This is a genomic window from uncultured Brachyspira sp., assembly GCF_934747485.1.
In the GTDB taxonomy this organism is placed as follows: Bacteria; Spirochaetota; Brachyspiria; order Brachyspirales; family Brachyspiraceae; genus Brachyspira.
On record NZ_CAKVGN010000022.1, the window covers coordinates 1 to 12,524 of the forward strand.

A 12,524-nucleotide genomic window follows, 5' to 3' on the forward strand; every position below is an offset into this window, starting at 1 on the left:
TAATTAAATTATAAGGAATACCTGCTTTTTTTAAACTAAAAAACGTGCAATATGTATGGCTCCTAAACAATTATATATTTTTATTTTACTTGATATATTAGTAAAAGTTTTATATAATATTTCAATCAAAACTATTTGTCTAAGAAAAGTAAGATGAAAAAAAGTAATAATATAGAAAAGAAATTAATAGGTATCATAATAAACAAAAGCAGAAATAATACGGATAGTATAGTAAAAAAAATAAAAAGTATTATAAATAAATATAATGTAGACGCCATACTTATAGATTATGATATATCATCTTATAATAACATTAATAAAGCAATAAGAACATTAAAAAATGTGTCGATGCTTATATCCATAGGAGGAGACGGCACTTTATTATCAGCATTAAAAATAGCTATAAAATATAATATATCTGTTTTGCCTATTTATAACGGCACATTAGGTTTTATTTCGGAAATTCCTCCGGAAGAAGCATATCTTATTATAGAAGAATATTTTAATGGCAAAAAGACATTATATGAAATAGAACCTAGGACACTTTTAGATATAGAAATAAAAACATCAAAAACTACAAAAAAATATTTAGCAATAAATGAACTTGCGTTATGCAAATTAGACGGAAGAACTCTATATATGGATATAAACATATCTGGGAAGAAGGTATCATCTATAATAGGAGACGGTGTTGTTGTAGCTACTCCTACAGGTTCAACTGCCTATGCTTTAAGTGCAGGAGGTCCAATAATTGTTCCTACAATAGATGCTATGTCTTTTGTGCCTATAGCACCGCATTCTCTCACATTTAGACCGCTTGTTATACCTAAAGGAGACAATGTAGAAATAAAGCTTTCTCAAAAGTCAAAAAAAGGTATGATAACAATAGACGGTTATGATATATATAAATTTGGAAAAACTGATACTGTAAAGGCAAGCATAAGCGATAAGAATTGTTATATATTTCAAAGTGCAAATAGACTATTTTATGATATACTTAGAAACAAACTTAATTGGGGCATATAGTAATGCTTAAATATTTAGATATTAGAAATTTTGTATTAATAGATAAAGTAAAAATCAATTTTGAAAACGGATTTAATGTTTTAACAGGTGAAACAGGAGCTGGAAAGAGTATTATAATTAGTGCTTTAGAATTAATTACAGGAGAAAAAGGCTCTACGAGAATGGTGGGCTTAAATGGAGACAGGCTAACCGTAATAGGAACTTTCTTTTTGCAATCATCATTAAATATAGTAAAAAGTAAATTAAAAGAATGGAATATAGAAATTACAGGTAATGAACTTAATATAAAAAGAGAAATTACTAAAGATGGTAAAAGCCGCTCTTTTATAAACAACATTGGTGTGCGTGTGGCAGAGTTAAAAGAGTTAGGAGATTTAATAGTAGATATACATGGGCAGCATGAACATCAGTCGCTTTTTAATGTGGCAAATCATATTAATTTTTATGATGCTTATCTAAATATTGAAGACAAGCTGCAAGTTTATAGAGATAATTATAACAAACTTACAAAGCTAATAAAACAATATAATGAAATATCACAAAATAAAAATACAATATTAAAAGAGAAATCTTTTTTAGAATATGCTATAGAAGAAATAGAAAAGGCAAACTTAAAATATAATGAAGATGAAGAGATAAAAAATGATATAGCAATGATGTCTAATGCAGAAAATATAGCCTCTGCTTTATCTGTTATAAATAAAGATATATTTGGAAATGAATCTGGTGCTTATTTAAAACTTACAAGAAGCATTAACACATTACAATCAATTTCTCAATATGATGATAGGCTTTCAGATTTAGCATCACAAATAGAAGCCATATCATTAAACCTTGAAGATATAAAAACAGTATTTAGTGAAATAAGAGCAAAAGCTAAATTTGACCCAGAAGAATTACAAGCTCTAAATGAAAGACTTTTCTTTATAAACACATTAAAAAAGAAATATGGAAACAATATAAAAGAAATTATTAATTATGCAAAAGAGGCTAAAGAAAAATTAGAGTCTCTTAATTTCTCTGAAGAAGATATATTAAAATTAAAAGAGGAAATAGAAAGCATAAGAGCAAAAACATCAATATTAGCAAAAGAGATTTCTGATATAAGAAAGTCAAAAAAAGATGTTTTTATAAATGCTATAGAAAAAGAGATGTGCGATTTAGGAATGACTTCTACCAAATTTGATGTTGAGATTACATATGATGAAGATGATGAAGATGGCATACTTAATATAGACGGCACAAACTTAAAAGCAAATTCTAATGGTGTAGACAATATAGAATTTATAATAGCACCAAATAAGCAGGCTATGTTTCAGCCATTAAGAAAGATTGCTTCTGGAGGAGAGATATCAAGAATTATGCTTTCATTAAAAAGCGTGCTTTCTAACGGAGATTATTGCGAGACTTGCGTGTTTGATGAAATAGATGTTGGTGTTGGAGGAAGGATTGCAGAAGTAATAGGAGAGAAAATTGCTGCTTTATCAAAACAAAAACAAATATTAAGCATTACTCACTTAGCACAAATCGCAATATATGCTAATAATCATTTTAAAGTAATAAAAAATGAAAAAGATGATGTGGTTACTTCAACAATAGAAGAGTTAAATGATTCCAATAAAGTAAATGAAATAGCAAGAATGATAACAGGCAAAGAAATAACAGATGCAAGCATAAAGCATGCAGAAGAATTGTTGGAACATGCCAAAAAGTCATCGGGCTTATTTTAATATACAGTAAAAATTTTTATATTTTAATTATTTGCGGGGACTAGCCCCCGCACCCCCAGTTCTTTTATTGGTATAAAAGAACCAAAAGAACTGCATTTTATTTTTAATATATTTAATGCATATTATAAAAATATAAAATTGAGGAAATAAATCCTCATAAAATAATCAAATAATTAAAATTAATAAGCCTCATAATGAATTTTGTTCGGTTCAAATCTATCAGGCATAGTTACTTCGCCGTCAGGATAACCCACAGCAACTATTCCAAGAGGTTTTATATGCTCCGGTAAATTAAACAATTTTATAATATCATTCATTCTCTCTTCACGAGGAGCCACTCCAAGCCATACACTTCCCAAATCTTTTGCCTTACAAGCGAGCATTAAATTTTCTATTGCTGCAGAACAGTTTTGCTGCCAATAAAGTTTTCCAGATTCATCAGATAAATCACCGCATACTATAACAGCCAAAGTTGCAGTATATAGCATTTTGGCATAAGGGTGAACATCAGCTATTTTATCTAATGTCTCTCTCTTCTCTATAACTATAAACTCCCAATTTCTTTTATTGTTCGCAGAAGGAGCATACATAGCAGCTTTTAATATATACTCTATCTTTTCTTTTTCAACTGCCTTGTCTTTAATATATTTTCTTATACTTCTTCTTGTAAATAAAATATCTTCTTGCATGAAAAATCCCCCCATATAAATAATTAAAGAAATAATTTATTAAAATATTATAGCACCAAACAACATAAATAATAGTTTTAAAACAATTAATATAATTAAAGAAACTATAGCGCCCATAATTAATATCTTGTTAGCTAATACTATATTGCTGGATTCTAATTTATTAATAGCATCTCCAACTAAAATTCTATCATAAATCTCAGAACATTTAAAATATTCTCCTCCAAGCTCTATATCCAAAGCACCCGCAACAGCACATTCAAGCCTAGCCTTATTATCATTTCCATCTCTCTTAAAAACTCTAAAAACCTTTTTTATATCATACCCAAAAAGAAAATCTGCTATAGTATATGATAAAAATGCAAATATGGAAGGTATCATATTAATATAGTATGCAAAATTAATGTTAAACATACCATATTTATCTTTAGCTCTATTTTCATCAATAGCAACATCATTATCTGATGATATATCAGAAAGCATGCATAATATTTTATACATGAAACAAAGAGGTATCCCTCCTAAAAGAAAGAAAATAGAAGTATATATATAATCTTCTCCCACACTAATAGAAGAATATTCTATAGTCTTTTTAATAATATTTTCTCTATCAATATCATTAACATCTATATTAGTATTCTCTTTTAAAATATTCTTTGCCTCGTCTAAGTTAACATATTTAACAGAAGAATATATTGAAGAGCTGACTTCAAAAGGCTTTCTTATTCCTATAATAATATATGCTGCTATAAGCTCTATTATTCCAAGTAAAAAATGAACTTTATATAAAAAATAAAACAAAAAATATGTTATAACAAAAGAGATAGATAGAATTATTAAAGATACTATTATTCCTAAAATAAACTCTAATGTTTCATTATTTTTATAAACTTTGTCTTTTAATAAATATTGCAATTTTTCTATTGGAATCTTTATATATTTAAATATGTCGATTTTAAACCTATATACAAAAATATTTAAAAGAAATGATATAGGAAGTATTAATAAAGTTTGCATAAAAATTAAATTCCGTTATTTATAATAAAATTTTATCTATTATTTTTAAATTATTATTTTCTATAATTTCGGTAAGATATCCGCAACCATTAGGTAAAAGATAATCATAGAATGGAAGTTTTTCTACATTATATTTATCTAATATAGTCATAATTATTCCGCCATGAGTTACTACCGCTGTGTAATTTAAATTATTTTTTTTCATATCTTCTATTATATTTAAATATACATTGTAAACCCTATTAAAAAAATTATCAGACAGCTCTCCATTAGGTATTTCACTTCTCCAACGAGTCTTAGCAAACTCTTTATAATAAGGATTATCTTTAAGTTCATTATGAGTCATACCTTCAAAATCCCCAAAACTTCTCTCTCTCAAATCTTTAATAATTTCAAAACTCATATCATCAAAATATATCTTAGCCGTTTCAATACATCTTTTCATAGGGCTTGAATATACTTTCTCAAAAGGCTTATATTTATCTACCATGCTTTTATTCTTTAATAAAGCATCTATACCTTCCTGCCAAAGTGAAACATCTGTAGAGCCAAGCCATTTATGTTCAGCATTATTTTTTGTCTCACCATGTCTTATAAATAAAATTTTCATTTTCTGCTCCATATTTTTTAATTATCTATTTTCAAATCATCTATAGCACTATATAATTCATTTTTTAATCTGTTTCTGTCATTATAACTTTTTATATTATAATCTTTAATCTTATCACTCATGTAATTTACTTCATCTTCCATACTTTTAAACTCAAATACTGCTTTCAATATTTCCATAGTATCAACATATCCTCTTTCTATTCTATACATAGCACCATCTAAACTAAAATCTAATCCACCATTAGTAAAAGTGCCTATATCTTTATTAGGCACTATCTCATAAACTTTACAAGTTTCGGATTTCTCTACTATAGCATCTCTATACAAATTAACAACTATAATCTCATCGCACCCATATTCATATAAAGGAGTAAGAGGCAAATTGTTTCCATTTAAAAACTCAACCCCCCCGTCAATATAATTAACTCCATTAATCTTCTGCCTTCCAAATATTATTGGTATAGCACTCGTAGCCATCATTATCTCTTTTATCTCTTTTACACTCTTTCCATTTAGCTTAAAATACTCAACATCAATGCTCTGTAAATTCACTGCCGCCGCATATATTGGATATTCACAATTTGATACAACTTCTATATTTAAATATTTATCTATAATTTCAAGAAGTCCTTCTCTAGTAAATATTCCGTTTGCTGATATGCTTTTATTCCTATTGTCTATCTTTTTTTTAGATAATATCTTATCTTCTATTTCATTAGTCCAAATATGCTCTGCTATAGTGTAATCATTCTGCGCCATTAAACATGCATTTAACACACCAACAGAAGCCCCAGATATAGCCTTTATCTGTTTATCAATATTATATTCCCTCAAAGCCTTCCATACGCCTATCTCATAGCTTCCAAGTCCGCCTCCGCCTCCTAAAACTAATCCTAATTTATTCATTATCCTCTCCAAATAATTATAAACTCTATTTAATCTTACTTAAATAAAGTCCCCAAAAATCATTCAAAAAATCTAAATACTCCTTTTTATTATCATCTTTAGTTTTATCTATTTGTTTAGATATTTTATCCTGATATTTTTTTGTTTTCTCATACAATTCTTTTAATCTGTTTTTATATCTATACAATTCTTTATTATTAGAATGCTCTTCAAAATACTTATTTAAATATTTCATAGATTTATCATATTCACTTTTCATCAAATATATCTTTGCAATTTCTTTATAATTTTTAGTTTTAGATACTTCTTTTATTAGTATTTTATATATAGAATCTATCTTTATATTTAAAATCTCTTCATTATTATCTTTTATTTTGTTGCTCTCTGATATAACTTTTAAATACTGTTTTGAAGCATAATACTTCTTTATTAACTCTAAGCTATTTTCTAAACTTATAGCAGGAGTTTCTGTTTTTGTTGATATTATTTTTAATTCATTCATTATTAAAACTATAAGCTCATAATTATTAATAGTTGTTTCATAATTGAAATTTGAAATATTTTTTCCATACTCTTTTATTAAATCAAATTTTATATCTGTTATATTAGCTTCTATGTTTGAAGAAGTAAGTTTCTCTAATATAGAAGATACTATATAACTTTCTTCGCCATTTAATTTTTCTAATTTTTTTACAGCACCAAGTATAGGAATAAATATTTGAGCTACATCATTATTAATATCAATAGCAGAAAATAATTTATCTATTAAATAAGGTTTATCTATTAATTTAAAATAAAAATCTTTCAAACATATACTTTCATCTAACTTGATATCAAAATCAAACAATATAGACTTAATCATAAAAATATTATCTTTAAATACAAAATTATCTTTTTTATTATTTGAAGTTATGCTATGATACAAGTCATTAGATAAGCATATTAATCTCTCTATATTATCCATCTCAATATATTTTAATCCATTATACTCCAATATATTTTTAGCCGCTTTGAACTCTAATAACTGAACCTTTTTCTCTATATTATCTATTCTGCTTGATTGCTCATCTATTTTATTTAATAAAACATTAAATGATTCTTTTACATTTTTACATACTGCTATTAATTCTTCATCTATATCTTTTTCTATACTATTGAGTTTATTATTTAAATATATTATTCCCTCATAAGTTATTTTATTTTGTCTTGCCAAAGTTTCTATCATTTTAATGGAGGCATTTTTTACTATAGAGTAATTATAATCAATTTCATATCTTATTTTTCTGTTTTGTCCTGTAATTGTGTTTAATATATTTTTAATAAATCCCTGATTAGCAATGAATTGTGTTCTGGATTTGGAAGCACTCAACGATGATACAGCATCCATTGTAAGTTCTGTTAGTTTAGCATAATTGTTTTTATATTCTTCTACATTATTTTCTATATATTCTTCTATTATTTTTTTATCAGATTCTTTTATTTTGTTTTCATAGGGAATAGTTAAATTCATGTATACTCCTTAAAGTGCTTTTATTATACTATTTTTATAATTTTTTCACAATAAACTATAATACATATAATTTTTTAAGAGTAGAGGGGAGTTATTATTTATTTTTTAGCATAATTTAAAATGAATTTGCTGAAAATGAATTTGACAATTTTTTAAGTAAAATTATAATAAAACAACAACAAATATAAGAAAGAGGGGTATAGAATTAATGAAAGTAATAGATATAGAAAAAAAACCTAATCTTGAAAATGAAAGAATATTTTTTGGAGATTTTGGGCATTACATAAGAATAGATTCTGTAAGCCATGAAATTGCAAGAAAATTAAAAGAGGCCAGTGAAGGAAACACATGGTTTTCAAAGGAAGTTGATTATAAGTCTGATAAAACAAGATTTTCTTCTCTTCCAGAAGATGCTCAGAGGGCTTTTAAGCTTAATATAGCATATCAAACTCTAATGGACAGCGGTGTTACAAGCGGATTTTCATCAATATTAAACAGAATAGTTACAAGCTCTATATGGTCTATTCTTTATTCAAGGATAGCTATAGAGGAAGTTATACATGCTGAAAGTTATTCTTATGGGCTTTCTGAGGTTTTTGGGCATTTGGCTACTGAAACTTTGGATTTGGTTTATAATGATGAGTTTGTAAAGCATAGAATGGAAAAGGAAGTTGAGCTTTTTGCTTGTGTAGATGATTTATGTAATATAGAAAACAGCGGTGCTACTCTTGAAGAGAAAAAAAAGGCTGTATTAAAGCTTTTAACTGGTATATATTTACTTGAAAGTGTAAAGTTTCCATTTTCATTTTTAGTAACTTTTACAATAAACAATAGCTATAACGATGCAATTACTGGTTTTACAAAAACTATTAAATTAATAGCACATGATGAGCTTAATACACATGTACCAACAGGTAAAAATGTTATAGGAATATTAAGAAAAGATGCTAATCAAGGCTTTAAAGAGCTTTTTGACAGCGGTTGGTATAATGATATGGCTAAAGAAATGACTGAGTTTACTGTTAATGAAGAGATAAAATGGGCTAAATATTTATTTGACGGAAAAGAAGTTGCAGGCATAAACTCTTCTGTAAGTGAACATTTCATTAAGTATTGGGCTGGTGTGAGATTAAAAGATTTAGGAGTAGATACAGAATATTTAAAAGAGCCAAAATCTGATATTATAGATTGGTTTAATGCATACAGAGATATTAATAAACAAAATGCAGCACTTCAAGAGACAACAAACACCTCATATCAAAAAGGTGCATTAAAAAACGATTTATAATACAGGGTTAATTTATTATGATAGAACTTACTAAAGATAAAAAGCATATTATTATCAAAAGAGACGGAAGAGAAGAACCATTTAATGAAGAAAAATTAAAAAAAGTTATTAACTGGGCTACAGACGGCAAAGAAGGCTTTACCAATGCACTATTAGAAGGGCTAAATATAAAAATAAATGATAGAATGAAAATAGAAGTTCTATATGATGAGCTAATAAATACAGCTGTAAATAAAATAAGTCCATTATATCCTTCTTATGATACTATAGCAGAAAAATTGTATCTTATGAAGATATATAAAGAAACATGCAAATTAAAAAAGACAGGAAGCTATCCTCATATAAAGACTTTTTTAAAAAAAGGCGTTAAACATAAAGTATACGATAAAAATATAGTATCATTATTCTCAGATAAAGAGCTTGATAAAATTAACTCTATGATAGTTCCAGACAGAGATTTACTCTTTACATATAAAGGTCTTGCTATATTTTATAGAAAGTATTGTAAAAATATAGGGAGCAAAAAGTTAGAACTCCCCCAGATTACATATATGGTTGCAGCTATGTTTTCTTTTTATGATGATTTTTATAAGGGAAGCAATAAAGATATAGTTGAAAAAACAAAGTCAGAGAGATTAAAATATATAAAAAGAACATATGATATGCTTTCTAAACATGAAGTAACATTTGCCACACCAAGAATAGCAAATAGCATGTCTATAAGACCTCAGCTTGCAAGCTGTATATTAAACACCCCAGACGATGATACTTGGAGTTTAAATCAAACAGATGGAAACATGGCATTATACTCAAAGTTTTCAGGTGGTATAGCTTATGATGCATCATATATAAGGGCATCTGGCTCTACGATACAAAGCAACAGAGGGCGTTCTGACGGACCTGTACCTTTTATAAAGAGAACAGAGCAGACAATATCATCATTCAATCAGGGTGGGGTGAGAAAGGGTGCTTGTGTTGTTACTTTTCCTTGGTGGCATTTAGATGTATTAGACCTTATTATGCTTAAAGATGCAGGAGGAACAGAAGATACTAGGGCAAGGAAATTAGTTTACTCTATTAGAATAAGTAATATATTGAGAGAGCGTGTTAATAAAGATGAATATATTACATTATTTGACCCTAAAGAAACTCCGCTCCTTAATGAAGAGTTTGGAGCAAAATTTGATGTAGCTTATATGTATTATGAGAGTAAAACTTCTATTAGAAAAAAGAGAATTAAGGCAAAGGATTTATTATTTCAAATATTAAAAGTAAGACAGGAGACTGGAAACTTATACCTTACATTTGTAGATAATATTAATGAACAGAATATGGTTAATAAATTTGTAGGGGCTTCTAATCTTTGTCAGGAGATAGTTATTCCTTCTTTCCCTTCAAAAATAATAGAAGAGAAATATGTTGTTAATGAAGATGGAAGTTATGAGATAATACAAAGAAAAAAAAGCGGTGAAATTGGCATATGTAATTTGGTGTCTGTAAACTTAATGTCTTGGGTTAATTTTAGCGAAGAGAAGAAGAAATCATTTTGCTATACTCTTTTAAGAGGATGCGATAATATTATAGACAGTCAATTTTATCCTGTAAAAGAAGGAGAGATTGCAAACAAAAAAAATAGACCTATTGGTATAGGGGTTATTAATTATGCCAATTTATTAGCATCAAACAAATTAAAATATACTGATAAAGAAGCATTAGAGTTTACAAATAAAGTATTTGAAGATTTATATTATCATATATATGAAGCTTCTAATATATTATCAAAAGAGAGGGGACCTTACAAAACATTTAATGAATCTAAATGGAGAGAAGGTAAAACCCCTGTGCATATTTCACTTTTAAATAAAAGCTCTAATTTAAAATTTGATATAGATATGGATAAATGGGACAAGCTTGCAGAGAATATAAAAAATTATGGTGTAAGATTTTCATTCCATGGAGCAATAGCACCGACTGCCACTTCTGGAAAAAGTGTATCTGCAACAGAAAGTATAGAGCCTATAGTAGATTTATTTTTCGTAGAAGAGGGAATACAAACTCTTCCAAGTTTAGCACCAAATTTGAAAAAGAATAGAGAATATTATGAAAGATGTTGGGATATACCAGCAAAAACTATAATAGAACTTGCTGCCATAAGACAAAGATATATAGACCAATCACAATCTTTAAATCTTTATTATGTAAAACCGGATTCTGCTAAAGAGTTATGGGACGATATTCAGTACGCTATGGATTTGGGACTTAAAACGCTTTATTATATGAAAACACCTAAATCTAATTTTGAGCTTGAAGAAGTTTGTGAGTCTTGTACTTAATAATTAGGATAATCAACAATAAATAAAAGCCCTATAATATAATTATGGGGCTTTATTTTTTAATATAATTATCATAAAAAAACCGCTATAACCTTTTTCAAGATTACAGCGGGTACATATTGTAAATATTTTTTAATTCTTTATTTATTTTAAGCAAGTGCTTTTTTAGCTACTTCAACAACAGCCTCAAACGCTTTGTAATCGTCAATAGCTAAATTAGATAAAGCTTTTCTATCTATTAAAACATTAGCTTTTTTAAGACCATTAATAAACTTACTGTAAGATATACCCAAAGGTCTGCATGCTGCATTGATACGAAGAGTCCATAATCTTCTCATCATTCTCTTTTTCTGTCTTCTGTCACGATAAGCATATTTTAAGCCTCTTATTACAGCCTCTTTAGCTTGCTTAGTTTGCTTGCTATGAGAACCATAATAACCCTTAGCCATTTTTAATATTTTTTTAACTTTTTTCTTTCTTACTATTCCGCTAACTGCTCTCATTTTAGTCTCCTTTTAGTATTATCTGCCATAAGGCATTAATCTTGGCATCTCTAACATATTAGTATCATCAGCAATTTTAGCTTTACGATACTTTCTTTTAGTGTCAGGTCTTTTGCTTAAGAATTTGTGGCTACCAAATGCATGAGCGAACTTTACTTTACCAGTCTTAGAAAATCTAAAACGTTTTTTAGCACCGCTTTTTGTTTTTAACTTTTGTTTCATAAACTAATATCCTTTAAAATTATATTTACTATATGCTCAATCTACCCGTATGATAAGTACGAAGTAGTTAGTGGGCTTAATTAAAATTATTGTATACTACTCTTCAGTATCATCAAAAATTTCTTTCTGAGTAGTTTCTTCATCTTCAGAAGAAGAAGTTTTTTTCATTTTCATTGGATTAAGCACTGCAGAAAGATTTTTACCTTCTAATTTAGCAGGCTTTTCTGTAGAAGCTTCATTTTCCAAATCTTGTATAATTTTATTAATAAGGTCATAACCAAATTCTGTATGTGCCATTTCACGGCCTCTAAACATTATAGTTATTTTTACCTTGTTGCCTTCGCCTAAGAACTCACGAATATGCTTCATTTTAAAGTTATAATCATGTATGCTTATTTGAGGACGCATCTTGATTTCTTTAAGCTGAACTAATTTTTGTTTTTTCTTAGCTTCTTTACTCTTCTTTTGAATATCAAATTTATACTTACCATAATTGATAATCTTACAAACAGGAGGCTCTGCTGTAGGAACTATCTCAACTAAATCTGAACCCTCTTCCTTGGCTAATGCTAAAGCATCTTTTATGCTCATAATACCAAGGCTTCCTCTTTTATCATGCACTACTCTTACTTCTGGTGCAGTAATAAATTGATTAATTCTCTCTCCTTCTTTTTTTACTGTTGCCATT

12 protein-coding genes are annotated in these 12,524 nt (G+C 27.7%); 4 read left to right on the forward strand and 8 right to left on the reverse strand.

Features of this window, described 5'->3' with window-relative positions:
• The first annotated feature begins 153 nt into the window (after window positions 1-153).
• The gene (locus Q0H31_RS05630) at window positions 154-1,026 is read left to right on the forward strand and encodes an NAD(+)/NADH kinase (RefSeq protein WP_295296254.1); all 873 of its coding nucleotides are present in this window, start codon (window positions 154-156) and stop codon (window positions 1,024-1,026) included.
• 2 nt (window positions 1,027-1,028) lie between these two features.
• Complete coding sequence (gene recN / locus Q0H31_RS05635) at window positions 1,029-2,756, forward strand: DNA repair protein RecN (protein ID WP_295296255.1); 1,728 nt, start codon at window positions 1,029-1,031, stop codon at window positions 2,754-2,756.
• Window positions 2,757-2,935: 179 nt separating this feature from the next.
• On the opposite strand, the gene Q0H31_RS05640 is transcribed toward recN, so the two are convergent.
• Genes Q0H31_RS05640 through Q0H31_RS05660 form a run of 5 tightly spaced genes read right to left on the reverse strand, consistent with a single transcriptional unit; the run spans window position 2,936 to window position 7,490 of the window.
• The gene (locus tag Q0H31_RS05640) at window positions 2,936-3,445 is read right to left on the reverse strand and encodes a nitroreductase family protein (protein WP_295296256.1); all 510 of its coding nucleotides are present in this window, start codon (window positions 3,443-3,445) and stop codon (window positions 2,936-2,938) included.
• A gap of 39 nt (window positions 3,446-3,484) precedes the next feature.
• Window positions 3,485-4,462 (reverse strand): cobalamin biosynthesis protein, encoded by a 978-nt coding sequence (locus Q0H31_RS05645; RefSeq protein WP_295296257.1) that lies wholly within the window; start codon window positions 4,460-4,462, stop codon window positions 3,485-3,487.
• 19 nt (window positions 4,463-4,481) lie between these two features.
• Window positions 4,482-5,072 (reverse strand): histidine phosphatase family protein, encoded by a 591-nt coding sequence (locus Q0H31_RS05650; RefSeq protein WP_295296258.1) that lies wholly within the window; start codon window positions 5,070-5,072, stop codon window positions 4,482-4,484.
• A 17-nt stretch (window positions 5,073-5,089) separates the two neighbouring features.
• The gene (locus Q0H31_RS05655; RefSeq protein WP_295296259.1) at window positions 5,090-5,980 is read right to left on the reverse strand and encodes a patatin-like phospholipase family protein; all 891 of its coding nucleotides are present in this window, start codon (window positions 5,978-5,980) and stop codon (window positions 5,090-5,092) included.
• A 25-nt stretch (window positions 5,981-6,005) separates the two neighbouring features.
• Window positions 6,006-7,490, reverse strand: coding sequence for a hypothetical protein (locus Q0H31_RS05660; RefSeq protein ID WP_295296260.1), 1,485 nt, complete (start codon window positions 7,488-7,490; stop codon window positions 6,006-6,008).
• 208 nt (window positions 7,491-7,698) lie between these two features.
• On the opposite strand from Q0H31_RS05660, the gene Q0H31_RS05665 reads away from it, so the two are divergent.
• Both Q0H31_RS05665 and Q0H31_RS05670 read left to right on the forward strand, forming a co-directional pair.
• A complete protein-coding gene (locus tag Q0H31_RS05665; RefSeq protein WP_295296261.1) occupies window positions 7,699-8,778 on the forward strand; it encodes a ribonucleotide-diphosphate reductase subunit beta in 1,080 nt (359 codons plus the stop codon).
• A 17-nt stretch (window positions 8,779-8,795) separates the two neighbouring features.
• Entirely contained in the window at window positions 8,796-11,111 is a 2,316-nt protein-coding gene (locus Q0H31_RS05670; RefSeq protein ID WP_295296262.1) for a ribonucleoside-diphosphate reductase subunit alpha, read from the forward strand.
• Between the two features lie 149 nt (window positions 11,112-11,260).
• Here Q0H31_RS05670 and rplT read toward each other — a convergent pair whose 3' ends face one another.
• From rplT to infC, 3 genes are all read right to left on the reverse strand, one after another.
• Window positions 11,261-11,614, reverse strand: a complete 354-nt coding sequence (gene rplT / locus Q0H31_RS05675; RefSeq protein WP_013243468.1) for a 50S ribosomal protein L20 — start codon at window positions 11,612-11,614, stop codon at window positions 11,261-11,263.
• Window positions 11,615-11,632: 18 nt separating this feature from the next.
• Entirely contained in the window at window positions 11,633-11,836 is a 204-nt protein-coding gene (gene rpmI / locus Q0H31_RS05680) for a 50S ribosomal protein L35 (RefSeq protein ID WP_101503749.1), read from the reverse strand.
• A gap of 96 nt (window positions 11,837-11,932) precedes the next feature.
• Window positions 11,933-12,523, reverse strand: coding sequence for a translation initiation factor IF-3 (gene infC / locus Q0H31_RS05685; RefSeq protein WP_295296263.1), 591 nt, complete (start codon window positions 12,521-12,523; stop codon window positions 11,933-11,935).
• Between the last annotated feature and the right edge of the window lies 1 nt (window position 12,524).